Source organism: Thalassobaculum fulvum, assembly GCF_014652915.1.
GTDB classification, from domain to species: Bacteria; Pseudomonadota; Alphaproteobacteria; order Thalassobaculales; family Thalassobaculaceae; genus Thalassobaculum_A; species Thalassobaculum_A fulvum.
The window spans coordinates 41778-65381 of the sequence record NZ_BMZS01000009.1 but is presented as its reverse complement, the minus strand read 5'-3'; the positions used below and the strand labels follow the sequence as shown (position 1 = coordinate 65381).

Sequence of the window (23604 nt, the reverse complement as noted above, 5' to 3'; positions counted from 1 at the left end):
GAGCCAATTGCGCGCCGCCGTGCAAGCCCGAGGGCGTCGCGGCGCCGGTCAGACCGCGAACCGGGCGAGTTCGGCGCGCAGCTCGGGGATGCCGGCGCCGGTCAGGCTGCTGGTCGGGCGGATCACCGGATGCGCCGCCGGACGTTTGGCGAGGGCGGCGGCGGTCTGCTCCATGACCGCGGCGAGCTCCGGGGACTTCGGCTTGTCGGCCTTGGTCAGCACCACCTGATAGGACAGCGCGGCGCGGTCGAACAGGTCCATGGCCTGCAGGTCGCTGTCCTTGAGGCCATGGCGCGAGTCGATCAGCAGGTTCACGCGCTGCAGGCTGGTGCGGCCGCGCAGATAGGCGAACAGGGTGTCGGTCCACAGCTGCACCTTGGTCTTCGAGACCTTGGCGTAGCCGTAGCCCGGCAGGTCGACGAGCTGCAGCCGGCCGCCCAGGTCGAAGAAGATCAGCTCCTGGGTGCGGCCTGGGGTGTTGGAGGTGCGCGCCAGGGTCTTCCGCCCGGTCAGGGCGTTGACCAGGCTCGACTTGCCGACGTTCGAACGGCCGGCGAACGCGACCTCCGGCAGGCCGATCGGCGGCAGCTGGTCGACCGTCGCCGCCGCCCAGACGAACCGGCACTCGGCGGCGAACAGCACCCGGGCGGCCTCGATGGCCTCCGGCGTGAACTCGGCTTCGGGTCCGGGGCCGCCTGCGCTCACGAAAGCGCCCGCCTGATGCCCATCCGGCGCATGATGATCGCCTGCTGGGCGATCGACAGCAGGTTGTTCCAGGTCCAGTAGATCACCAGCCCGGCGGCGAAGTGGCCGAGCAGGAAGGTGAACATGATCGGCAGGAACATGAACACCTTGGCCTGCACCGGGTCGGTCGGCTGCGGGTTCAGCTTCTGCTGCAGGAACATGGTCAGGCCCATCAGCACCGGCCACGCGCCGATCATCAGGAACTGCGGCGGATCCCAGGGGATCAGGCCGAACAGGTTGAACAGCGAGGTCGGGTCGGGGGCCGACAGGTCCCGGATCCAGCCGTAGAACGGCGCGTGCCGCATCTCGATGCTGACGAACAGCGTCTTGTAGAGCGCGAAGAACACCGGGATCTGGATCAGGATCGGCAGGCAGCCGGCCGCCGGGTTGACCTTCTCCCGCTTGTACAGCGCCATCATCTCCTCGTTCAGGCGCTGGCGGTCGTCGCCGTACTTCTCCCGCATCTCCTGGAGCTTGGGCGTCAGCTCCTTCATCTTCGCCATCGACTTGTACGACTTGTTGGCGAGCGGGAAGAACAGCAGCTTGATGATGACGGTCAGGCCGAGGATCGCCAGGCCGAAGTTGCCGAGCAGCGCGTGCAGCCACGTCAGCACGTAGAAGAACGGCTTGGTCAGGAAGTAGAACCAGCCGAAGTCGATCGCGAGGTCGAAATTGGCGATGCCGTGCTGCTCCTCGTAGCGGTCGAGCAGCTTGACCTCCTTGGCGCCGGCGAACAGCAGGCTCTCGACGGCCGCCTCGCCGCCGGCCGCGACCGACATCGCCTCGCCCAGGTAGTCGACCTGGTAGCGGTCGGTCCGATTGCTGTCGGTGTAGCGGAAATTGTAGGTCCAGGGCTTGCCCTGCCCGGGCACCAGCGCGGCCAGCCAGTACTTGTCGGTGATGCCGATCCAGCCGCCGGTCGCGGTCTTCTTGACGTCGCCGTCCTCGCGGAGGTCGGCGTACTTGAACTCGGTCAGCGTGTCGTCGAACACGCCGAGCGGCCCTTCATGGAGAATGTAGAAGTCGACGGTCGCGGGCGTGCCGCCGCGGCTGATGAGGCCGTACGGGTACAGGGTCACCGGCTCGCCGGTCCGGTTGACGACCCGCTGCTTCACCGAGAACAGGTAGTCCTTATCGACCGCGACGGTGCGCTCGAAGGTCAGGCCCTGGCCGTTGTCCCAGGTCAGGGTGACCGGGGCGTCGGGCGTCAGGGTGTCGGCGCTCGCGCTCCACACGCTCTCGGGCGACGGCAGGGCGACCGCGGCACCACCGGCCGACACCCAGCCGAACTCGGCATAGTACGGCTGCGCGGACCCGCTCGGGTCCAGCAGGTGGATCGGCGGGCTCGCCGGATCCAGTGCGACCCGGTAGTTCGACAGCACCACGTCGTCGATCCGCGCGCCCTTCAGCGCGATCGAGCCCTGGACGCTCGGCGTGCTGACCTTGACCCGCGGCGACAAGGCCAGCGCCGCGTCCCGGCCGACGCCGGCCGCCGCGCCGCCGGCGCCGCCGGGCACGCCCGGAGCCGCCTGCTGGCCCGGCGTCGGGACCGTGCTTTCGCTGCCGGCCTGCTGCTGGGCTTGCTCCTGCGCCTGCTGGGCCCGTTGCTGCTCGTATTTCGGCCGTTCGACGAAGAACTGGAACCCGAGCAGAATCAGCACGGAGAGAACGATCGCGAGGATCATGTTCTTCTGGTCGGTCATCGTGGCAGTCCGTCGGTAAGGCCGCGGGATGGCAGGGTGGGCAGGGTGGGCAGGCGGTCGAGGTCGGAAGCCGACAGCGGCGGCACCGGATCATAGCCGGAACCGCCCCAGGGATGGCACCGGAGCAGGCGGCGCAGCGCCAGCCCCCAGCCACGCAACGGCCCGTGGACGGCGATCGCCTCGAGGGCGTAGGCCGAACAGCTCGGCGCGTAGCGGCAGGCCGGACCGAGCAGCGGCGAGATGAACAGCCGGTACAGCTGGACCGGCGCACTGACCAGGGTGCGCATCACGGCCGGGCCTCCAGGGTCCGGGCCTCCGGCGACCGGTCCTTGCCGCCGGCCCTGCGGTTGCCCGCCCGGGTCCGGTCGAGCGCCCGCTCCAGGTCGGCCAGCAGGTCGTCGTAGGGGCGCCCGGCGGTGGCCGCGCGGGCAATCAGCACGTAGTCGTGATCCGGCTCGGCGCGGCGCGACAGCACGTCGACGACGGCGGCGCGCAGGCGCCGGCGTGCGCGGTTCCTGACCACCGCGCCGCCGACCTTGCGGCTGGCGGTGAAGCCGACCCGGGGACGGTGATCGTCGCCGGTCTCTTCGGGCGTGCGGCGGCGGACCTGGAGGACCAGGCCTGGCATTGCCGCCTTCACGCCGCGAGCGGCGCGCAGAAAATCGGCGCGACGGAGCAGGCGCTGCAGCGGAGTGGCGCCGGTCGTCCGCATCGCTTCACCGTTCGACGCCGTCGAACGGTATCAGGCGGAGAGGCGCTTGCGACCCTTCGCGCGGCGGGCGGCGATCACGCGGCGACCACCGACGGTAGCCATGCGCGAGCGGAAGCCGTGCCGACGCTTGCGGACCAGGACGCTCGGTTGATAGGTGCGCTTCACGGGAAGTCTCCGTCACGTCGACGTTGCCATGTTTGGCGAGGGCGGGTGTATATCGGCTGCGCCGGGGCGAGTCAACGTCCCTGCGGCCGGGCCTACACCGCCTGCCGGGCCCGCAGCGCCTGCGCCAGGGTGCCGTCGTCCAGATAGTCGAGCTCGCCGCCCACCGGGACGCCGTGCGCCAGACGCGACACCCGCACGCCGGTCGGTGCGAGCCTGTCGGCTATATAGTGGGCCGTGGTCTGTCCGTCGACCGTCGCGTTCATCGCCAGGATCACCTCGGTGACCGCCGGGTCCGAGGCCCGCGCCACCAGGGTGTCGACGTTCAGGTCGTCCGGCCCGACCCCGTCGAGCGCCGACAGCACGCCGCCGATCACGTGGTAGCGGCCGCCGAACGCGGCGGCCCGCTCCAGCGCCCAGACGTCGGCCACGTCCTCGACCACGCAGATGGTGTGCGGGTCGCGCCGCGGGTCGGTGCAGATCCCGCACGGGTCGACGGTGTCGAGGTTGCCGCAGGTCGAGCACGGCCGGACCGCCCGCGCCGCCTCGGCCAGCGCCTCGGCGAGCGGGATCATCAGCGACTCCCGGCGCTTCATCAGGTGCAGGATGGCGCGCCGGGCCGAGCGGGGGCCCAGTCCCGGCAGCTTCGCCAGATACTGCATCGCGCGGTCGAGCTCGCCGCCGGCCACCGGCTTCTCCCTTTGCGGATCCGTCTGCGGACGGGCGCCGTCAGAACGGCAGCTTGAAGCCCGGCGGCAGGCTGATGCCGCCGGTCAGTTTCTGCATCTCCTCGGCGGACTGCGCGTCGGCCTTGGCGCGGGCGTCGTTGATCGCCGCCACCAGCAGGTCCTCCAGGACCTCGACCTCGGCCGGATCGACCAGGGCCTTGTCGATCGAGACCTTGCGGGCCTCGCCCTTGCCGGTCAGCACGACCTCGACCATGCCGCCGCCGGACATGCCGGTGACCTCCAGCTGGGCCAGGCGCTCCTGCATCTCCTGGACCTTGGACTGCATTTCCTGAGCCTGCTTCATGAGCTGGCCGAGGTTCTTCATGTCTGCCTCACGCCTGGTTGGCCTTGCCTGCGGGTTGGTCGCCCACCGCGTGCTCGTCGTCGAGCACGACCGTGTCGACGTCGTCAAGCGCCTCTTCGTCGTCGTCGGCCTCGCCGATGGTGTCGAGCGGCGGCGGCGGGGCGGTGATGTCCTCGATCGCGGCACCCGGGAACAGCTCCAGCACCTTCGAGACCACCGGATGCTCGGCCGCCCGGGCGAACCGCTCGGCCCGAGCCTGGCCGGCCTGCTCGCGCAGGGTCGGCTCGCCGTCGTCGCGCGAGACCCGGATGTCCCAGGGCTGCCCGGTCCAGCGCCCGAGATGCGCCGCCATCTGGGCGGTCAGCCGGGGATCCGCCCCGGGCTTCGGGCGGATGTCGACCCGGCCGGGCGCGTAGGACACGCAGTGGACCGAGCCGGCGAGCTGGGCCGACAGCACCGGCTCGCCGCGGGCGTGGAACAGCTCGACCATCGCCCGGAAGCTCTCCGGCATGGCCGCCAGGCCGTCGTCCTGGTCCTCCGGCGGCGGCCCCTCGGTAACGTAGGACGGCGGCTCGTCGGGGCCGGGCGAAGGCTCGGGCGCTGGCGTCGGGACACCCGGTGCGGCTGCAACCGGTGCAGCCGGGGCCGTGGCGACCGGGGCCGCGGCGGCACGCGGTGCGGCAGCCGCGGCAGGCGGACCGCCGGCGACCGCGCCGGAGCCGTCGGTCAGCAGCCGGATCAGGTCGGCCGGGTCCGGCAGGTCGGCGGCATAGCCGAGGCGGATCAGCACCATCTCGGCGGCGGCGATCGGCGTGGTCGCGTTCTGGACCTCGCCCAGCCCCTTCGACAGCATCTGCCAGGACCGGGTCAGCGCCGGTACGGCCAAGGTCTCGGCCAGCTTGCGGCCGCGGTCGCGCTCGGCCTCGCCCAAATCGTTGGCGCCGGCCGCCTTCGGCGCTGCCTTCATGCGGGTGACCGCGTGGGTCAGCTCCATCAGGTCCTGGATCACCACCACCGGATCGGCGCCGCCGTCGTACAGCATGCGCAGCACGTCGAGCGCGTCCGGGATGCGGCCGGCCATCACCGCCTCGAACAGGTCGTAGACCCGCTCGCGGTCGACCAGGCCCAGCATGTCGCGGACCTGGGCCGCGGTGACCGGGCCGGTGGCCAGCGCCATCGCCTGGTCGAGGATCGACAGCCCGTCGCGGGCCGAGCCGTCGGCGGCGCGCGCGATCATCCGCAGGGCCTCGGCCTCGGCCTCCACCCGCTCCTTTGCGCACACGCTCTCGAACAGCCCGGTCAGCACCGGCACGTCGATCCGCCGCAGGTCGAAGCGCTGGCAGCGCGACAGCACCGTGATCGGCACTTTGCGGATCTCGGTGGTCGCGAAGATGAACTTCACGTGCTCGGGCGGCTCCTCGAGCGTCTTCAGCAACGCGTTGAAGGCGTTGCGGGTCAGCATGTGGACCTCGTCCACGATGTAGACCTTGTAGCGCGCCGACACCGGCCGGTAGCGCACGCTCTCGATGATCTCGCGGACGTCGTCGACGCCGGTGCGCGACGCCGCGTCCATCTCCATGACGTCGACGTGCCGGTCCTCGGCGATCGCCCGGCAGTTCTCGCACACCCCGCAGGGCGTCATGGTCGGGCCGCCGGTGCCGTCCGGCCCGGTGCAGTTCAGCCCCTTGGCCACGATCCGCGCGGTCGTGGTCTTGCCGACCCCGCGCACCCCGGTCAGCACGAAGGCGTGGTGGATGCGGTTCTGCGCGAAGGCGTTGCGCAGGGTGCGGACCAGGGTCTCCTGGCCGACCAGGTCCTCGAAGGTCTGCGGGCGGTACTTGCGCGCCAGCACCCGGTACTCGGCGGTGCCGTTCTCGGCCTGAGTGGACTCGGGCCGGGTGACCTCGGGACTGTCGACGGCGTCGCTCATGCGGGGATCATAGGGCGCCGCGGGCGAGGGTGAAACCGACGATGAAGGATTAAGGCGGAAGGCCGGCAGCGACCCGGACCGGAACTCGTTACGGCTGCTTCCTTCCGGACCTGACCGGATTGGCGAGGAGCCCGTCCGCGCCGACCTTCCGAGGCGGCATATAGGACGTGGGGGTGGGTCGGCGCAAGGGTCGCTTGTTCCGGACGGCCGGCCGGCCTAGCTTCCCCGGGACATCCGGAACGGAGACTCGGGCATGGGAGACTCGGCCATGAACGTCCGCGACATCCTGAAGGCGGGGCCCGTGATCCCGGTCGTCACCATCGACGACGCGGCCCGCGGCCCGGGGCTCGCCAGGGCGCTGCTGGCCGGCGGCATCCGGGTGATCGAGGTCACCATGCGCACGCCCGCCGCCCTCGACGCGGTCCGGGCGATCCGCGCCGAGGTGCCGGACGCCATCGTCGGCGTCGGCACCCTGCTCGACCGCGCCCAGATCGCCCCGGCGGTCGAGGCCGGCGCGGCGTTCGCGGTGTCGCCGGGCCTGGACGTCGAGCTGGTGGCGCCGGTGACGGCCGCCGGCCTCGCCTACCTGCCCGGCGTCCAGACCGTGTCGGAGGCGATGGCGGCCCGCAAGGCCGGGCTCGACACCCTGAAGTTCTTCCCGGCCAAGGCGGCCGGCGGCACCTACGCCCTCGACCAGATCCGCCCGGTGCTGCCGGACATCGCGTTCTGCCCGACCGGCGGGATCGGCGCCGCCGACGCGCCGGAATACCTCGGGCTGCCGAACGTGCTGTGCGTCGGCGGCAGCTTCCCGGCCCCGACCGACGCGATCCGCGACGGCGACTGGGCTCGGATCGAGAACCTGGCGCGGCAGGCGGCGGCGCTGCGGGGGTAGAGGCGAGGCGCCGCCCCGCCCGTCGCGTCGTGGGTTCCGGCTCGACCGCGCCGAGGACGGCGCGCCCGTCCGGAATGACGACAGGTGAGGGAGTGCCGTCTTCCCCATCGTCATTCCGGACCGGACCGCGACAGGCGGGACGGATCCGGAACCCACGAAGCGACGGGCGTCTGATCCAACGGCCTATCATGAACCCCACAATGTTCCCGATCCGTTCTTGACTCCGTCACGGACCGGGACGATCGTCGAAACCGAACCATTCGCCGAGGGACACAGACCATGCACGACCGGTCCGAGCTGATCCTGTACCACGCCGTCCCGTCGCGCTCGTCGATCGTCCACTGGATGCTCGAGGAGATCGGCCACCCCTACGAGCTGCGGATGGTCGACCTAAAGAACGGCGAGAACCGGTCGCCGGCGTTCCTGAAGCTGAACCCGATGGGCAAGGTGCCGGTGCTGCTGCACGACGGCGTGCCGGTCAGCGAGGCGGCGGCGATCTGCTGCCACTTGGCCGACGCCTTCCCCGAGGCCGGCCTGAGCCTCCCGGTCGGCGACCCGCGCCGCGGCCCCTACCTGAAATGGCTGTTCTTCGGGCCGGGCTGCGTCGAGCCGGCGATGACCGACCGCATGATGAAGCGCGAGGCCGGCCCGCGCTCGACGGTCGGCTATGGCGACTACGACACGGTGATGCAGGTGCTGGGCGGCGCGCTGGCGACCGGTCCCTACCTGATGGGCGAGACCTTCACCGCCGCCGACGTGGTGATCGGCTCGACCCTGCGCTGGGGCATGCTGTTCGAGCTGATCCCCGATACCGACGTGTTCACCGCCTATGTCGGCCGGCTGACCGGACGGGCCGCGTTCAAGCGTGCCCAGGCGACCGACGCCGAGCTGTTCCCGAAGGACGAATGACGGCGCTCAGACGGCCGGCGCCGCCAGCAGCGCCTCCACCTCGGCCCGCGCCGGCGCGCCGAGCCGGCCGCCGAACCGGGTCACCTTGATCGCCGCGGCGGCGGCCGCGAACCGCATGGCGTCGGCCACCGCCCGGCCTTCGGCGATCGCCAGCGCATAGGCGCCGTGGAACACGTCGCCGGCCGACAGGGTGTCGACGGCGGCGACCGGGAAGCCGGGCTGGCGGCCGGCGGTGCCGTCGGCGATCCAGCGCACCCCTTCGGCCCCGAGCGTCACCGCCACCACGCGCGCCTGCGGCAGCCGGGCCGCCAGCGCCGCCGGGTCGCCCGACGGCTCCAGCAGCGCCAGCCCCGGCTCCGAGCACACCACGTGGTCGGCCCGGGCGGCGAGCTCGTGCAGCACCGCCGGGTCGGCCACGTCGGCGTCGAGGATCGCCGGCACCCCGGCGGCCCGGGCGGCGTCGAGGGCGGCGGCCGCCCCGTCCGGCCAGCGGGTGTCGACCAGCACCGCCGCGGCTCCGTCGAGCCTGTCGAGCGGCAGCCAGGACGGGTCGCGCGGCATCTCCGGGTCGTAGTACGGCACGATCAGCCGCTCGCCGGCGGCGTCCACGACGATCGTCGAGATCGCGGTGCGGCGGCCCGGCACCACCCGCACCGCCGAGACGTCGACGCCCTCGCCTTCCAGGTCGGCCCGCCAGCGGGTGCCTGCGTCGTCGTCGCCGATCCGCGCCCAGATTCCGGCCCGGCCGCCGAGCCTGGCGATCGAGGCGGCCGCCGCCGACGCCATGCCGGCCCCGAACACCGCGCAGGCCTCGGCCAGCACCTTGCCGTACGGCGGGATCGCCGGCACCCGCAGCACCGTGTCGAGGGTCGCCGCGCCCAGGCACTGCACATAGGGGCCCTGCACCTGCGGCGTCCGCGCGGGGGCCGACTCGCCGGGTTGCGTCGACGTCGTGTCGGGCATGCGCGAAAATCCTCTGGCACCGGGGGGCGGTTTCGACTACCTGTTGCGGCACTGTATCAGAGGACGATCACGGGCCATGACCCCGACGAGCCGAGATCAGCTGCGACGACGAATCACCCCCCGGCAGGTCACGCCTCCGGGGTGCGCGCGTCGACGCGCCTTCGTCTGATCCCGCCCGGCCACTGCCGGAGCGGGGATAGCCCTTCCCTCTCCGGCCAGGTGGTCACGATGTTCCAGATCCGCTCCGAGCTGCCGTCCGACGGCGCCGTCATCGAAACCCTCAACGACCTGGGCTTCGGCCCGGACCGGCGCGGCCGCACGGTGTACAAGCTGCGGCTCGGCGCCCCGACCCTCGGCTTCATCGCCGCGAACCCCGAAACCGACCGGCCGCTGGCGACCCTGCGGTTCTGGGCGGTGATGCTCGGTCTCGACCGGCCGGCGCTGCTGCTCGGCCCGCTCGCCGTCGACCCGGAGCTGCGCGGCCAGGGCCTCGGCCGGGCGCTGGTCGGCCACGGCCTGTCGGTCGCCCGCGACCGCGGCTGGCGGCTGTGCCTGGTCTCCGGCGACCCGTCCTACTACCGGCCCTACGGCTTCGAGCCGGCGGCGCCGTACGGCATCGCGATGCCCGGGCCGATCACGGCCGGCCACCTGCAGGTCAAGGACCTGGCGGGCCAGTCCCTCGACACCCTGCCGCGCGACGCCGCCCTGCGCGTCCTGCCCTGGAGGTGTCATCGAGGAGACGATGTCGACGGCGACGCCGTCGTGACCCACCGGCGCCTGCGGGTCGGCTGAGCGGTGGAGCTGCTCGGCTGGTCGGCGGAGGTCTGGGCGCTCGCCGCCGCCGCCTCGCTGGTCGCCGGCACGGTCCGCGGCTTCACCGGCTTCGGCTTCGCGCTGATCCTGGTGACCTCGGTCTCGGTGCTGGCGCCGCCGGCCGAGATCGTGCCGATCTCCCTGGTGCTCGACATCTTCGCCGGCATCCGGCTGCTGCCGCATGTCCGCCACGACATCGACCGGCGCGGCAGCGCGCTGATGGTGCTGGGGGCGCTCCCCGCCATCCCGCTCGGCGCGCTGGCCCTGGCCTCGGTCGACGACAACGCCATGCGGCTCGGGATCGGCATCGCGGTGCTGGCCGCGACCCTGGCGATCGCCGCCGGGCTCGGCCTCAAGCGGGCGCCGGGGGCCGGGCTGAAGCTCGGCACCGGCGTCGCCATGGGGCTGCTGTCCGGCTCGGCCGGCATTCCGGGACCGCCGGTGATCCTGCTGTACCTGTCCTCGCCGCTGCCGGCCGCCACCCTGCGGGCGACCGCGGTGGCGGTGTTCCTGGTCACCGACCTGGTGTCGCTGGCGGTGATGGCCGGCTACGGGCTGGTCGACACGAACCTGGCGCTGCGCTGCCTGATCCTGGTGCCGCTGGTCGAGGGCGCGGTCTGGCTCGGCCGCCGGCTGTACGGCATCGCGCCCGAGCAGCGGGTCAGGCAGGCCGCACTGGTGCTGCTGTTCCTGCTGGCGGTCATCGCGATCGGCCGGGCGACGCTGGGGTAGCTTTCCTTCTTGGCCTCATCCCGGACGGCAGCGCCAAGGCGCGGACGATCCGGGACCTATGTGCCGGTCTCGGGTCCCGGCTCTCAACTCCGTTTCGGCCGGGATGAGGACTGGGGCAGAGCACCCGGCAGCGGGTGAAAAAAAGAAAGGGCCGGGCCCCCCGAGCGTGAGGAGGGGGACCCGGCCCTTCGATCGTCCCGGGGAGGGACGGGGTCAGGCGAAAGCCGACCCCTCCCGGACGATCGTGAAGCGGGCGGTGCAGATGCTGCGGGTCGCGACCGCGATGTCCTCCCAGGCCTGCTTGGCGGCATCCTGGTTGCGGTACGGGCCGAGGATCCGCTCGGTGCCGTCCACCAGCTTGTCGAAGGCGGTCGATTCGTACTCGCCGCCGATCACCCAGTAACGCTCAGGCATGGCTTCCTCCTCTCTACTCGGGCCGTCTCTTGGGGGGCCGTGTCACTCAGCCGCGGCGTGCAGGGCCGCCGGCTGGAACTGCGCCTCTTCGGTGGATTCGTGCAGGGCGGTGGTCGACGACGCACCACCCTTGACCGCCACCGACACCGCGTCGAAGTAGCCGGTGCCGACCTCGCGCTGGTGGCGCGTGGCGGTGTAGCCGTCGGCCTCGGACGCGAACTCGGCGTTCTGCAGCTCCGAATAGGCGGCCATGCCGCGGTCCTTGTAGCCGCGGGCCAGCTCGAACATGCCGTGGTTCAGGCTGTGGAAGCCGGCCAGGGTGACGAACTGGAACTTGTAGCCCATGGCGCCGATCTCGCGCTGGAACCGGGCGATGTCGTCCTTGTCCAGGTTGGCGGACCAGTTGAACGACGGCGAGCAGTTGTACGCCAGCATCTGGTTCGGGAACTCCTTGCGGATCGCCTCGGCGAAGCGCCTGGCCTGCTCCAGGTTCGGGGTCGAGGTCTCCATCCACAGCAGGTCGGAGTACGGCGCGTAGGCCAGGCCGCGGGCGACGCAGCGCTCGAAGCTGGTGCCGTCCTTCAGGCGGTAGAAGCCCTCGGCGGTGCGCTCGCCGGTCAGGAACGGCCGGTCGCGCTCGTCGACGTCGGTGGTGATCAGCTTGGCGCTCTCGGCGTCGGTGCGGGCGATCACCAGGGTCGGCACGCCCATGACGTCGGCCGCCAGGCGCGCGGCGTTCAGGTTGGTGATGTGCTGCTGCACCGGGATCAGCACCTTGCCGCCCATGTGGCCGCACTTCTTCTCGGACGCCAGCTGGTCCTCGTAGTGGATGCCGGCGGCACCGGCCTCGATGTAGGCCTTGGCGAGCTCGAAGGCGTTCAGGGCGCCGCCGAAACCGGCCTCGCAGTCGGCCACGATCGGGGCGAACCAGTCGGTGTCGCCCTTCCCCTCCATGGTCTGGATCTGGTCGGCGCGCATCAGGGTGTTGTTGATGCGGCGCACCAGCTCCGGGCCGGAATTGGCCGGGTACAGGCTCTGGTCCGGGTACATGGCGCCTGCGACGTTGGCGTCGGCCGCGACCTGCCAGCCCGACAGGTAGATCGCCTTCAGGCCGGCCCGCACCTGCTGCATGGCCTGGTTGCCGGTCAGCGCGCCCAGGGTGTTGACGTAGGGCTCGGTGGTCAGGAGTTCCCAGAGCCGCTCGGCGCCGCGGCGGGCCAGCGTGTGCTCGATGCGGAGCGAGCCGGACAGCCGCCGGACATCCTCCATGGTGTAGTCGCGGCGGACATCGGCAAAGCGGCCCGGCTTGGTTCGCGCGCGGTCTTCGAACTCCTGGGTCATCGGGTGGTCCTCCTCGGGGTCGGTTCGGCGACGCTTCTCCATATCGCGCCGCAACATGACCGCCATATATTCACCGTCCTCCGGGATTGGCCATAACCCATTGTATGAAAACGAGTAACAGTGTCGCTTTCGTGAAAATAACAGTCTGTAATTTGTAAATTTTGTAATTTTCTTCGCGTTCGCAACCGCGACTCGCTAGACTGTTCGCGGGCGCGAGCGAGAGAGGATCGTCCGGCGCATGGCGAACGAACGCTTGGACCGCAAGGCCATGCTCGGCCACAAGATCCGCCGGTTCCGGCTGGACCAGGGCCTCAGCCAGACCGAGATGGCGGCACAGATCGGCATCTCGCCGAGCTACCTGAATCTGATCGAGCACAACCAGCGCCCGGTCACCGTCCCGCTGCTGTTCAAGCTCGGCAACGCCTTCGAGATCGACCTCAAGGAGTTCGCCGAGGACGACGACCAGCGGCTGGCCGCCGGCCTGTCGGAAGTGTTCGGCGATCCGCTGTTCGAGGGCCAGGGCGTGTCCGACCGCGAGCTGCGCGAGCTGGTGGCGGCCGCGCCGGCCGCCGCCCAGGGCGTGCTGACCCTGTACCGGGCCTACCGCCGGATCTGGGAGAGCGCCCAGGTGCTGGCGCACGAGGCCGGCGGCGACGGCACCGGCGACGGGCCGCTGCCGCCCGACAGCCCGGTCGAGGCGGTGCGCGACGTGCTGGAGGCGGCGTCGAACCACTTCGACGACCTGGAGCGCGCCGCCGAGGAGCTGTGGGACGAGGCCGGGCTCGACCGCGACGCCCTGTTCGCCGGCCTGCGCGCCCACGTCAGGGCGGCCCACGGCATCGACGTCCGGGTGATGCCGGTCGAGGTGATGGCCGACACGCTGCGGCGCTGGGACTATCACCGCCGCCGCATCCTGATCTCCGAGACCCTGCTGCCGTCGGCCCGGATCTTCCACCTGGCGGTGCAGCTGGCGCTGATCGGTCACCGCGAGCGGCTGGACCGCATCGTCGAGCGGGTCGAGCTGCCGAACGACGAGGCCCGCGGCCTGTTCCGCATGACGCTCGCCAACTACTTCGCCGGCGCGGTGATGATGCCGTACGCGCCGTTCCTGCAGGCCGCCAGGGACCTGCGCTACGACATCGAGCTGCTGCGCCGGCGGTTCGGCGCCAGCGTCGAGCAGGTCTGCCACCGGCTGACCACCATGCAGCGCTCGGGCGCCCGCGGCGTGCCGTTCTTCTTCCTGCGGGTCGACAACGCCGGCAACATCTCCAAGCGGCTGTCCGGCGGCGGCTTCCAGTTCGCCCGGTTCGGCGGCACCTGCCCGCGGCTGGTGGTGCACGACGTGTTCCGCAGCCCGGGCCAGCTGCTCACGCAGGTGGCGCGGCTGCCGGACGACACCACCTTCCTGATCCTGGCCCGCACCCTCGACCCGATCGGCGGCGGCCGCGACCGGCTGCAGCCGCGCTACTCGATCGCGCTCGGTTGCGAGCTGAAGGACGCCCGCCACCTCGTGTACGGCGACGGCATCGACCCGAAGAAGCCGGAGGTGTTCACCCCGGCCGGCGTCAGTTGCCGGGTCTGCGAGCGGCTGGACTGCACCCAACGCGCCCACCCGCCGGTCAACCACCGGATCCGGGTCGACCAGGCGCTGCGCCGCGCCCAGCCGTTCGATTTCGTGCGGTAGGGTCGCGGGCCGGCCGCCAGTACGGCCGTCAGTCCGGGTAGCCGACCGCCACCAGGGTCAGGCCGTCGGCCGGTGCGGTCGGGCCGGCGGCGGTGCGGTCGCGAGCCTCGAGCGCCCGGGTCACGTCGTCCGGCCGCCACTTGCCCTCGCCGACCAGCTTCAGGGTGCCGACGATGTTGCGCACCTGGTGGTGCAGGAACGACCGCGCTTTCGCCTCGACCACGACCCGCTCGCCGTGGCGCGACACCCGCACCAGGTCCAGGGTCTTCAGCGGCGACTTGGCCTGGCACTGCACGGCGCGGAAGCTGGTGAAGTCGTGGTGGCCGAGCAGCCGGTCGGCCCCGGCCTGCATGGCCGCGACGTCGAGCGGCGCCATCACGTGCCAGGCCCGGCCGAGATCCAGCGCCAGCGGTGCGCGGCGGTTGACGATGACGTAGCGATAGGCCCGCCAGACCGCCGAGAACCGGGCGTGGAAGTCCTCGCCGACCGCCTCGGCCGCCAGCACCGCGACCGGCAGCGGCCGCAGGTGGGCGTTGACCGCGTTCATCACGGTGCGGGCCTCGAACCGCTCGGACGCGAGGTCGAGGTGGGCGACCTGGGCCTCGGCGTGCACCCCGGTGTCGGTGCGCCCGGCCCCGACCACCTCGACCCGCTCGCCGGAGAACGCGAGCACCGCGTCCTCGAGGGAGGCCTGCACGCTCGGGCCGTTATCCTGGCGCTGCCAGCCGACGAACGGGGCGCCGTCGTACTCGATGGTGAGTCGAAACCGCGGCATGGCGGTGTCCCTCAGCCGACGATGGTGCCGGGCGCCACCGCGAAGCCGCGCAGGAAGGCGTCCGTGTCCATCGGCCCCTTGCCGGCACGCTGCACCCGGACCGGCCGCAACGCGTCCTCGCCGCAGGCGATGGTCAGCTCGTGGTCGAGCACGGTGCCGGGCTCGTTGGCCAGCCGGCCGATCTTCAGGACCCGGGCCGACAGCACCTTGATGCGCTCGGCCCCGAGGTCGAAATACGCGCCCGGCCACGGGTCGAACGCCCGGACCAGCCGCTCCAGCTCGCCGGCCGGCCTGGCGAAGTCCAGCCGGCCCTCGTCGCGCTCCAGCTTCTTCGCGTAGGTCACGCCGTCCGCCGGCTGCGGCTCGGCCGTCAGGGTGCCGGCGGCCAGCCCGGCCAGCGCCGGCACGATCAGCTCGGCGCCGAGCGCCGACAGCGCGTCGTGCAGGTCCGCCGCCGTGGTCTCCGGCCCGATCGGCACGGCCTTGCGCAGCAGCATCGGCCCGGTGTCGAGGCCGGCATCCATCTGCATGATGGTCACCCCGGTCTCGGCGTCGCCGGCCTCGATCGCCCGCTGGATCGGGGCGGCGCCGCGCCAGCGCGGCAGCAGCGAGGCATGCACGTTGACGCAGCCGAGGCGCGGCGCGTCGAGAATCGGCTGCGGCAGGATCAGCCCGTAGGCGACCACCACCGCGGCGTCCAGGTTCAGCGCCGCGAACGCCGCCTGGGCGTCGGGATCGCGCAGGGTGCGCGGCGTGCGGACCTCGATCCCAGCCGCCTCGGCGGCGGCGTGCACGGCGGTCGGCCGCTCCTTCTTCCCGCGGCCGGCCGGGCGCGGCGGCTGGGCGTACACGCAGACCACGTCGTGGCCGGCGTCGATCAGCGCCCGCAGGACCGGGACCGCGAAGTCGGGACTGCCGAGGAAGGCGAGACGGAGACGCTGGCCCGGAGCCTCGGTCACGCCGCGTTCTCGCGCGAGCGCAGCTTCTTCGCCTTGACCATCTTCTTCATGATCATGTTGCGCTTCAGCGCCGAGATGTGGTCGACGAAAAGCACGCCGTCGATGTGGTCGATCTCGTGCTGCAGGCAGACCGCCAGCAAGCCCTCGCCCTCGATCTCCTGCTTCGCCCCGTCGCGGTCCAAGTACCGGACCCTGACCTTCGCCGGGCGCTCGACGTCGGCGTACATCTCGGGCAGCGACAGGCAGCCCTCCTCGTACACCTGGGTCTCCTCGGACTGCCAGACGATCTCCGGATTGATCAGGGCGATCGGCTGCGGCTTCTCGTCCTTGCCGGCGACATCGACCACGATGATCCGCCTGGTCACGCCGACCTGCGGCGCCGCCAGCCCGACGCCGGGGGCGTGGTACATGGTCGAAAACATGTCGTCGACCAGCCGCCGGACGTCGTCGTCGATGGTCTCGACCGGCTTGCACTTGGTTTTCAGGACCGGGTCGGGCGCCCAGACAATCGGCAGGATGGACATTGCGGCTCGTTGCGGGCGATTCGTTCGGCTCGGAAGCCCCTTCAGGTAGGCGAACCGGCCGGAAACGTCAAGAATTCCGCGCCCTGGCGGCCGGGCGCCGGCCGGCCGAGCGAACGTGCTAGGGTGCCGCCATGGCCGACCTCGACCTGCCCCTGCCGCCCGAACTGCTGCTGCTGATCGTCGGCGCCTGCGTGCTCGCCGCGCTGTTGCTGATCGCCTGGCGGCTGTGGACCGGCAGCTCCGGCGTCGAGGACGCGCTCGCCGAGGCCGACCGGCGCCAGGCCGACACCGCCGAGCGCCTGGCCCGCAGCCAGGCCGAGCTGGCCGGCCGGATGGCCCAGATCGCCGAGAGCCAGGCCGCCGCGCAGGCCCGCATGGCCGAGCAGCTGCAGGCCCAGGAACGCGAACTGGCCAGGAAGCTCGAGGAGCGGCTGGCCGACGTGACCAAGCGGGTCGGCGACAGCCTGGAGAAGTCGAGCCAGACGACGCAGACGACGATCACCGACCTGAAGGAGCGGCTGGCGGTGATCGACTCCGCCCAGCAGAACATCACCGCATTGTCGACCCAGGTGGTCGGGCTACAGGACATCCTGGCCAACAAGCAGGCTCGCGGCGCGTTCGGCGAGATCCAGCTCAACGACCTGGTGATGCAGGCGCTGCCGCCCAGCGCCTACGCCTTCCAGGCGACCCTCACCTCCGGCCGCCGGGTCGACTGCCTGCTGACCCTGCCGAACCCGCCGGGCGCCATCGCGATCGACGCCAAGTTCCCGCTGGAGCCGTACCAGGCGCTGCGCGAGGCCGGCACCGACGCCGAGCGCGATGCGGCCCGCCGGCTGCTGGCCCAGGCGATCGGCAAGCACGTCAAGGACATCGCCGAGCGCTACATCGTGCCGGGCGAGACCGCCGATTCGGCGCTGATGTTCCTGCCGTCGGAGGCGGTCTACGCCGAGCTGCACGCCAACTTGGCCGCGGTCGTGCAGGACGCGTTCCGCCGCCGGGTCTGGATCGTGTCGCCGACCACCCTGATGGCGACCCTGAACACCGTCCGGGCGGTGCTGAAGGACGCCAGGATCAGCGAGCAGGCCGGGCTGCTGCAGGCCGAGGTCGGCCGGCTGCTGGACGACGTGCGCCGGCTCGACGACCGGGTCGGCAAGCTGCAGAACCACTTCCGGCAGGCCGACGAGGACATGCGGCAGATCCGGATCTCGACCGAGAAGATCGACAAGCGCGCCGAGCGCATCCGCGAGGTCGAGGTCGAGGAGCCCGAGCGGGTGAGCGCGGCACCGGACCGGCCCCGGCTGGTCGGCAGCGAGTAGTCCGTCGTCCCGAGACCGGCGTGCTAGCATCCGGCCCAGGCGACCACGGAGCCCAGAATGCCGAGCGCGGACAGCCACAAGCCACCCGAGTGGGACGAGACCCGGATCAACGCCCGCCTGCCGAACCTGGACGTCGACGTGCTGCACCGGCGGGCCTGGGACGGCGATGCCGAGCAGGTGCAGGTCACGCTGACCACGGTGCCGCCGATCGAAACATCCGCACGGCTGTTCGAGATGGCCAACCCCGCCCTGTTCTGGATGCGGATGGCGCAGGCGGCGTGGACGCCCTGGCTGGCGCTGCTGGCGCCGCCGCGCAGCCGGCGCGACTGACCCCGGCAACGGCAGACCTCTCAGGCCGGGCTGTCGGTCAGCTCGAGCCGCTGGTTGATCCGGTCGATCTGGCCTTCCATGCGGTCGACCCGGGCCTGCAGATGCGCCACGGTCTCGGCATCGCCGGCCTGCTCCCGGCGCATGCCGGCAAAGCCGATCTCCAGGCTGGACAGACGGAACAGCACCTCGTCGAACTTCTGACTGTGCACAGCCAGCGTCGCTCGAATCTGGCGAAGCTGTTCGAGCATCAACTCGTGGCTGGGATCGACCATCGGCGTGTCTTCCATGGGTGAACGGTAAGCCCACCCTATGGACGGCTCAAGCCGGGTTTCCGACTTCCACCTGCTCAGGTCAGGAACGTCCCGCCGTTGACGTGCAGGGTCTGGCCGGTGACGTAGGCGCCCTCGGGGCCGACCAGGTAGCGGACGGCGCCGGCGATGTCGTCGACCGAGGCCTTGCGGCCGAGCGGGATCGCACTGCCGGTCAGGCTCGGCGGCAGGGCGCCGGCCGAGGCGCCGCGCTGGGTGTCGACCGCCCCCGGCGCCACGCAGTTGCAGCGGATCCCGTGCGGTGCCAGCTCGACCGCCAGCGCCCGCATCAGCCCTTCGAGCCCGGCCTTGGAGGCCGAGACGTGGCAGCGGTTCGGGGTGCCGACATGGGTCGACACGCCGGACAGCGCGACGATCGCCCCGCCGCCGCGCGCCACCATGCTGGGGGCCACCGCCCGTGCCATCAGGAAGGCGCCGTCGAGCGCCACCGACAGGATCTCCCGCCACTCGGCGTAACCCATCTCCAGGAACGGGGTCTGGCGCCGCAAGCCGGCGTTCGAGACCAGGATGTCGATGCCGCCGAGCTCGGCGGCCACGCCCTCCATCATCCGGGCGACCGCCGGCTCCTCGGAGACGTCGGCCATCCAGCCGACGGCCTTCCCGCCGACCGCCTCGATCTCGGCCACCACCGCGTCGACCGCCGCCCGGTCGCTGCGCCCGTTCACCACGACAGTGGCGCCGTCGCGCGCCAGCGTCGCCGCGATCGTCCGCCCGATGTTCTTGCCGGCCCCGGTCACCAGGGCGACCTTGCCCGCCAGCGCGCCCGCCATGCCTCGCCTCCTCCGGTTCGTCGCCAATCCCGATGCGCCGGCCACGATGCGCCGACGCGGCCGCGGGGTCGACCCCGCTGACGGCTGTGCAGTCGTGCGAATCCGCGATCTAATGACGCGTGCGCTCAACACCGACGCGAGGACGGCATGCTCAAGGAGTTCCGGGAATTCGCCCTCAAGGGCAACGTGGTCGACCTCGCGGTCGGCATCATCATCGGCGCCGCCTTCACCGGCATCGTGCAGTCGCTGGTGAACGACGTGATCATGCCGCCGATCGGCGTGCTGATGGGCGGGATCGACTTCTCAAACTACTTCCTGGTGCTGAAGTCGGGCGAGGCGCCGGCCTCGCTGTCCGCCGCCAAGGACGCCGGTATCCCGGTGCTGGCCTACGGCAAGTTCGTCAACGCCCTGATCAACTTCGCGATCGTCGCCTGGGCGCTGTTCTTCGTGGTGCGGCAGATGAACGCGCTGCGCCGGCGGTTCGAGGAGGCCCCGGCCCCCAAGGCGCCGGCCGCCCCGCCGCGCCAGGAGGTGCTGCTGGAGGAGATCCGCGACCTGCTGAAGGACCGTTCCGGAGGTTGAGCCGGCTCCTCCCGGTGGTACGGTCGGGCAAGCCGAACGAGGGAGGAATTCGATGTCCGCGACCGCGCTCGCCGGCGCCCGCCGCCCGACCAGGTACAGCGAAGAGGAGTGGAAGCTCCGGGTCGAGCTCGCCGCCTGCTACCGGCTGATCGACCACTTCGGCATGACCGACCTGGTCTACAACCACATCACGGCGCGCCTGCCCTATAAGGTCGACGGCAAGGAGGTCTTTCTGATCAACGGCTTCGGCCGCCACTACACGGAGATCACCGCCTCCAACCTGCTGCGCGTCGACATCGAAGGCAGGTCGCTGGACGAAGACGAGTACCCGGTCAACGGCCCCGGCTACGTCATCCACTCGGCGATCCACCACGCCCGCCACGAGGTCACGTGCATCATCCACACCCACAGCCGGGCCGGCTGCGCGGTGGCGGCGCTGAAGGACGGGCTGGTGCCGCTCGACCAGCAGTCCATGCAGTTCCACAGGCGGGTCGCCTATCACGAACTGGAGGGCATCGCGACCGACGTCTCGGAGCGTGAGCGGCTGATCACCGACCTCGGCGCCATGAACGTCATGATCCTGCGCAACCACGGCCTGCTGACGTGCGGCCGCTCGGTCGCCGAGGCGTTCCGCCGGATGTACTACCTGGAGCGTGCCTGCCGGTTGCAGCTCGACGTGATGGCGACCGGCGCGGCGATGTCGATACCGTCGGAGAAAGTCGCCGAGCACACCGCCCGGCAGTGGGAGGAGGGCACCGCCGGCAACGGCACGGTCGACGCCATCGAGTGGCCGGCCCTGGTCCGCCTGATGGAAAAGCAGGACCCCGGCTTCGCGAGCTGAGGAGGGGAGGCGGCGCCCGTCATTCCGTGGGTCCCGGCTCTTCGCGGCATCGCCGCTGCGGCCGGGATGAGGACCGGGGGTGTCCCTGCCTTCGCCCTCCGGCCGCAGCGAAGCGGAGAGCCGGGACCTAGGCTTCGCTTCCGACTACGGAACCGCCCTTTACGCGTGCCCGGCATCGCTGGACAGCAGCGAGGCGCTGATGCCGAGCTTGGCCAGCGCACGCTCCCACTTGTCCTCGGCCCCGCCGTCGAACACCAGCTCGGGATCGGCCTCGACCGACAGCCAGGCGTTCTCCTGCAGTTCGCCGTCGAGCTGGCCCGGCCCCCAGCCGGCGTAACCGAGCGCCAGCAGGTGCTGCTGCGGTCCCTCGCCGACGGCGATCGCCTTGAGGATGTCGACGGTCGCGGTCAGCGCGAACGCGCCGGCCAGCGGCATCGAGTCCGGGCCGACATAGTCCGCGGAGTGCAGCACGAAGCCGCGGCCGGTCTCGACCGGGCCGCCGAAATGGATCGCCGGCGACGCGGCCTCGCCGGACGGCAGGTCCTCGACCTTCAGCTCCTCCAGCAGGTCCTTGAAGGTGATCGAGCTGATCAGCCGGTTCAGGACCAGCCCCATCGCCCCGTCGGCGTTGTGGGCGCAGACGTAGATCACGGTGCGCGCGAAACGGGGGTCGCTCATGCTCGGCATGGCGATCAGGATCTGGCCGGCGAGATAGCCGTCGCCGGAATCGCTGGAAACGTCGTCCATCGTCATGCCCGGTCCTCCTCGGAGAATGCCCCTGCAGCCCTCCGGGATCCTGGCGTCCGGAACCGGTGGGCCGCGACGATTTGCCGGGGCCGAGCGCCCCGCCATCCCGTCTTCGTGACCAACATTCCCGTCCCCCGTTACTATATTGGTCGGCGAGCAAGTTTCAAACCTGGCCGATGATTATGGCTTTTTTCGCATCGAAGCGGGCACTCGGGATCGCGTTGCTGCTGTTCGTCGCCTTGGTCGCGGGGCCGGCCGCCGGACGCGCCGGCGAGGGCGGCACCGACTGGGTCCGGACCGAGACCGCGGACATACGCCTGGTGTCGGCGGTCGCCGGAACCGCCGGCCGCGAGTCCGTCCTGTTGGGCCTGGAGTTCCGCCTGTCCGACGGCTGGAAGGTCTACTGGCGCTCGGCCGGCGACGTCGGCTACCCGCCGCAGGTCGACTGGACCGGCTCGGACAACCTCGGGCAGACGGCGATGCTGTTCCCGGTGCCGCACCGGTTCTCGGCCTTCGGGATCGAGCAGTACGGCTATTCCGGCCACGTGGTGTACCCGATCGAGGCCCGGCCGGCGGAGCCGGGCAAGCCGCTGGTGCTGCGGGCCGCGGTCAACGCCCTGGTATGCAGCGAGATCTGCGTGCCGCTCGATGCCACCCTGGCGCTCGACCTGCCGGCGGCGCCGGCGAAGCCGACCCCGTTCACCCAGATGCTGGACCGCTGGTCGGCCCGGGTGCCGGCCGACCTGCCGGGGCTCGGCCTCGACGTCCGGTCGGCCCGGGCGACCGGCGACCCGGCGAGCCCGACCCTGGTGCTGGAGCTGGCGTCGGACGTGCCGCTGCAGGCCCCCGACGTGTTCCCGGAAGGCCCGGCCGGGCTGACCTTCGGCAAGCCCGAGGCGACGTTCGGAGCCGACCGCCGAACCGCAGAGCTGCGGGTTCCGGTCGGGGCCGGCGGCGACGCCCGGCTGTCCGGCGCCTCGCTCACCCTGACCCTGGTCGACGGCGAGCGGTTCGCCGAGCGCCCGGTCGTGGTCGGCGCCGGGTCGCCGGCTGGACCGGCGCGGAGCCCGGCGACCTGGCTGGCCATGCTGGGCGCCGCCGTGCTGGGCGGGCTGATCCTGAACCTGATGCCCTGCGTGCTGCCGGTGCTGTCGCTCAAGCTGCTGGCGGCGGTCGGCTACGGCGGCGCCGGGCGCGGCGCGGTGCGGCGCGGGTTCCTGGCCTCGGCCGCCGGCATCCTGGCGTCGTTCCTGGTGCTGGCCGCGGGGGCGGTGGCCCTGAAGTCGGCCGGCGTGGCGATCGGCTGGGGCATCCAGTTCCAGCAACCGGTGTTCCTGGCGGCGATGGCGACCCTGGTGGTGCTGTTCGCGGCCAATCTGTGGGGGCTGTTCGAGGTGCCGCTGCCGCGCAGCTTCGCCGATCTGGCGGCGCGGATGCCGGCCGAGGACCCGACCCGCAACCGGCACCACCACGAGACCTCGCTGACCGGTCACTTCCTGACCGGGGCGTTCGCGACCCTGCTGGCGACCCCGTGCTCGGCGCCGTTCCTGGGGACCGCGATCGGGTTCGCGCTGGCCGGCGGCCCGGCCGAGATCGTCTCGGTGTTCGCCGCCATGGGCCTCGGCCTCGCCCTGCCCTACCTGGCGGTGGCGGCGGTGCCCGACCTGGCGCGGATGCTGCCGCGCCCGGGGCGCTGGATGACGGTGCTCAAGCGGGTGCTGTCGCTGGCCCTGGCGGCGACCGCGATCTGGCTGCTGACGGTGCTGGCGGCGCAGACCGGGGCGGTGCCGGCATTGGCGATCGCCGGGGTGTTCGCGGCCGTGCTCGCCGCCATGGCCGTGGTGCATCGGCGCGGGCTGGCGTTGCCGCTGGGCGCGCTGGCGGCGATCGTCGCGGTGGCGGTCGCCGGCGTCGCCGACCGGCCGGTGCCGGACCGCGAGACCGTCACGGCCGGCGCCGGGGACGCCGCCGCCGTCGCCTGGCGGCCGTTCGACCGCGCCGAGGTCGACCGGCTGGTCGCCGACGGCCGCGTGGTGCTGGTCGACGTGACCGCCGACTGGTGCCTGACCTGCAAGGTCAACAAGGCGGCGGTGCTGGACCGCGGGCCGGTCGCCGCGCGCCTGGCCGACGGCAGCGTGCTGGCCATGCGCGCCGACTGGACCAGCCCGAACCCGGCGATCACCGAGTATCTGGCGAGCTTCGGGCGCTACGGCATCCCGTTCAACGCGGTGTACGGGCCGGCCGCGCCCCGCGGCATCGCCCTGCCCGAGCTGCTGACCGAGGAAGCGGTGCTGGCGGCCCTGCGACAGGCCGGTGCGGGCCCGGCGACCGCGAGGCTGGATTGACGCCTGTTGGATCGGCCCTGTTGGATTGGCCCGCCCGACGGTCTATGTAAGCAGC

27 protein-coding genes and 1 other RNA gene are annotated in these 23604 nt (G+C 71.8%); 10 read left to right on the top strand and 18 right to left on the bottom strand.

Annotation, left to right across the window (positions count from 1 at the left end; all coding sequences use genetic code 11):
* Window positions 1–48 precede the first annotated feature (48 nt).
* The 9 genes from yihA to ffs all read right to left on the bottom strand — a co-directional run bounded on the left by yihA (window position 49) and on the right by ffs (window position 6433).
* Window positions 49–705 carry a ribosome biogenesis GTP-binding protein YihA/YsxC gene (yihA, locus tag IE246_RS18425; protein WP_189992381.1) on the bottom strand — a complete coding sequence of 219 codons (657 nt, stop codon included), beginning with the start codon at window positions 703–705 and terminating at the stop codon, window positions 49–51.
* Entirely contained in the window at window positions 702–2447 is a 1746-nt protein-coding gene (gene yidC / locus IE246_RS18420) for a membrane protein insertase YidC (RefSeq protein ID WP_189992380.1), read from the bottom strand. Before yidC ends, yihA begins: the two co-directional genes overlap by 4 nt.
* Window positions 2444–2734, bottom strand: a complete 291-nt coding sequence (gene yidD, locus IE246_RS18415; protein WP_189992379.1) for a membrane protein insertion efficiency factor YidD — start codon at window positions 2732–2734, stop codon at window positions 2444–2446. Before yidD ends, yidC begins: the two co-directional genes overlap by 4 nt.
* The gene (gene rnpA / locus IE246_RS18410; RefSeq protein WP_189992378.1) at window positions 2734–3159 is read right to left on the bottom strand and encodes a ribonuclease P protein component; all 426 of its coding nucleotides are present in this window, start codon (window positions 3157–3159) and stop codon (window positions 2734–2736) included. Before rnpA ends, yidD begins: the two co-directional genes overlap by 1 nt.
* A 30-nt stretch (window positions 3160–3189) precedes the next feature.
* Entirely contained in the window at window positions 3190–3324 is a 135-nt protein-coding gene (rpmH, locus tag IE246_RS18405) for a 50S ribosomal protein L34 (protein ID WP_189992377.1), read from the bottom strand.
* A 92-nt stretch (window positions 3325–3416) separates the two neighbouring features.
* Window positions 3417–4010: a recombination mediator RecR gene (gene recR, locus IE246_RS18400; protein ID WP_189992376.1), complete on the bottom strand. Its 594-nt coding sequence runs from the start codon at window positions 4008–4010 to the stop codon at window positions 3417–3419.
* A 40-nt stretch (window positions 4011–4050) separates the two neighbouring features.
* On the bottom strand, window positions 4051–4374 hold the full coding sequence (locus IE246_RS18395; protein WP_189992375.1) for a YbaB/EbfC family nucleoid-associated protein: 324 nt from the start codon (window positions 4372–4374) through the stop codon (window positions 4051–4053).
* A gap of 7 nt (window positions 4375–4381) precedes the next feature.
* A complete protein-coding gene (locus IE246_RS18390) occupies window positions 4382–6283 on the bottom strand; it encodes a DNA polymerase III subunit gamma/tau (RefSeq protein ID WP_189992374.1) in 1902 nt (633 codons plus the stop codon).
* 53 nt (window positions 6284–6336) lie between these two features.
* Window positions 6337–6433: signal recognition particle sRNA small type (gene ffs, locus IE246_RS18385), an RNA gene on the bottom strand.
* 118 nt (window positions 6434–6551) lie between these two features.
* Between ffs and eda the strand changes: the two genes are divergently transcribed.
* Window positions 6552–7175 (top strand): bifunctional 4-hydroxy-2-oxoglutarate aldolase/2-dehydro-3-deoxy-phosphogluconate aldolase, encoded by a 624-nt coding sequence (gene eda, locus IE246_RS18380; RefSeq protein ID WP_229837372.1) that lies wholly within the window; start codon window positions 6552–6554, stop codon window positions 7173–7175.
* Between the two features lie 279 nt (window positions 7176–7454).
* Window positions 7455–8084, top strand: coding sequence for a glutathione S-transferase family protein (locus IE246_RS18375; protein ID WP_189992370.1), 630 nt, complete (start codon window positions 7455–7457; stop codon window positions 8082–8084).
* A gap of 6 nt (window positions 8085–8090) precedes the next feature.
* Here IE246_RS18375 and IE246_RS18370 read toward each other — a convergent pair whose 3' ends face one another.
* Window positions 8091–9047, bottom strand: coding sequence for a PfkB family carbohydrate kinase (locus IE246_RS18370; RefSeq protein WP_189992368.1), 957 nt, complete (start codon window positions 9045–9047; stop codon window positions 8091–8093).
* 228 nt (window positions 9048–9275) lie between these two features.
* Between IE246_RS18370 and IE246_RS18365 the strand changes: the two genes are divergently transcribed.
* Both IE246_RS18365 and IE246_RS18360 read left to right on the top strand, forming a co-directional pair.
* Window positions 9276–9839 carry a GNAT family N-acetyltransferase gene (locus IE246_RS18365; RefSeq protein WP_189992366.1) on the top strand — a complete coding sequence of 188 codons (564 nt, stop codon included), beginning with the start codon at window positions 9276–9278 and terminating at the stop codon, window positions 9837–9839.
* 3 nt (window positions 9840–9842) lie between these two features.
* Entirely contained in the window at window positions 9843–10592 is a 750-nt protein-coding gene (locus IE246_RS18360; protein WP_189992365.1) for a sulfite exporter TauE/SafE family protein, read from the top strand.
* A 213-nt stretch (window positions 10593–10805) separates the two neighbouring features.
* On the opposite strand, the gene IE246_RS18355 is transcribed toward IE246_RS18360, so the two are convergent.
* Together IE246_RS18355 and aceA are read right to left on the bottom strand one after the other, a co-directional pair.
* On the bottom strand, window positions 10806–11006 hold the full coding sequence (locus tag IE246_RS18355; protein ID WP_189992362.1) for a DUF4170 domain-containing protein: 201 nt from the start codon (window positions 11004–11006) through the stop codon (window positions 10806–10808).
* A gap of 42 nt (window positions 11007–11048) precedes the next feature.
* Window positions 11049–12347 carry an isocitrate lyase gene (gene aceA, locus IE246_RS18350; protein WP_189992360.1) on the bottom strand — a complete coding sequence of 433 codons (1299 nt, stop codon included), beginning with the start codon at window positions 12345–12347 and terminating at the stop codon, window positions 11049–11051.
* A 238-nt stretch (window positions 12348–12585) separates the two neighbouring features.
* On the opposite strand from aceA, the gene IE246_RS18345 reads away from it, so the two are divergent.
* On the top strand, window positions 12586–14031 hold the full coding sequence (locus tag IE246_RS18345; RefSeq protein WP_189992358.1) for a helix-turn-helix domain-containing protein: 1446 nt from the start codon (window positions 12586–12588) through the stop codon (window positions 14029–14031).
* Window positions 14032–14059: 28 nt separating this feature from the next.
* Here the strand turns inward: IE246_RS18345 and truA are convergent, their stop codons facing one another.
* From truA to def, 3 genes are read right to left on the bottom strand one after another with little or no spacing between them, the layout of a single operon-like run.
* On the bottom strand, window positions 14060–14806 hold the full coding sequence (gene truA, locus IE246_RS18340; protein ID WP_189992356.1) for a tRNA pseudouridine(38-40) synthase TruA: 747 nt from the start codon (window positions 14804–14806) through the stop codon (window positions 14060–14062).
* 11 nt (window positions 14807–14817) lie between these two features.
* The gene (fmt, locus tag IE246_RS18335; RefSeq protein WP_189992354.1) at window positions 14818–15765 is read right to left on the bottom strand and encodes a methionyl-tRNA formyltransferase; all 948 of its coding nucleotides are present in this window, start codon (window positions 15763–15765) and stop codon (window positions 14818–14820) included.
* Complete coding sequence (gene def / locus IE246_RS18330; RefSeq protein WP_189992352.1) at window positions 15762–16289, bottom strand: peptide deformylase; 528 nt, start codon at window positions 16287–16289, stop codon at window positions 15762–15764. The genes fmt and def overlap by 4 nt, the downstream gene beginning before the upstream one ends.
* Window positions 16290–16420: 131 nt before the next feature.
* Here def and IE246_RS18325 point away from each other — a divergent pair, with 131 nt between their 5' ends.
* Window positions 16421–17605: a DNA recombination protein RmuC gene (locus IE246_RS18325; protein ID WP_189992350.1), complete on the top strand. Its 1185-nt coding sequence runs from the start codon at window positions 16421–16423 to the stop codon at window positions 17603–17605.
* Window positions 17606–17662: 57 nt separating this feature from the next.
* Window positions 17663–17935: a hypothetical protein gene (locus tag IE246_RS18320; protein WP_189992348.1), complete on the top strand. Its 273-nt coding sequence runs from the start codon at window positions 17663–17665 to the stop codon at window positions 17933–17935.
* Window positions 17936–17955: 20 nt separating this feature from the next.
* On the opposite strand, the gene IE246_RS18315 is transcribed toward IE246_RS18320, so the two are convergent.
* Window positions 17956–18207, bottom strand: a complete 252-nt coding sequence (locus tag IE246_RS18315) for a hypothetical protein (RefSeq protein WP_189992346.1) — start codon at window positions 18205–18207, stop codon at window positions 17956–17958.
* A gap of 74 nt (window positions 18208–18281) precedes the next feature.
* Entirely contained in the window at window positions 18282–19034 is a 753-nt protein-coding gene (locus IE246_RS18310; RefSeq protein WP_189992344.1) for an SDR family NAD(P)-dependent oxidoreductase, read from the bottom strand.
* A gap of 147 nt (window positions 19035–19181) precedes the next feature.
* On the opposite strand from IE246_RS18310, the gene mscL reads away from it, so the two are divergent.
* Entirely contained in the window at window positions 19182–19616 is a 435-nt protein-coding gene (gene mscL, locus IE246_RS18305; protein WP_189992343.1) for a large conductance mechanosensitive channel protein MscL, read from the top strand.
* A gap of 52 nt (window positions 19617–19668) precedes the next feature.
* Window positions 19669–20457 (top strand): class II aldolase/adducin family protein, encoded by a 789-nt coding sequence (locus IE246_RS18300; protein ID WP_189992340.1) that lies wholly within the window; start codon window positions 19669–19671, stop codon window positions 20455–20457.
* Between the two features lie 159 nt (window positions 20458–20616).
* Here IE246_RS18300 and IE246_RS18295 read toward each other — a convergent pair whose 3' ends face one another.
* Window positions 20617–21210 carry a YqgE/AlgH family protein gene (locus tag IE246_RS18295; RefSeq protein WP_189992338.1) on the bottom strand — a complete coding sequence of 198 codons (594 nt, stop codon included), beginning with the start codon at window positions 21208–21210 and terminating at the stop codon, window positions 20617–20619.
* Between the two features lie 176 nt (window positions 21211–21386).
* Here IE246_RS18295 and IE246_RS18290 point away from each other — a divergent pair, with 176 nt between their 5' ends.
* On the top strand, window positions 21387–23549 hold the full coding sequence (locus IE246_RS18290; RefSeq protein ID WP_189992336.1) for a protein-disulfide reductase DsbD family protein: 2163 nt from the start codon (window positions 21387–21389) through the stop codon (window positions 23547–23549).
* Window positions 23550–23604 lie beyond the last annotated feature (55 nt).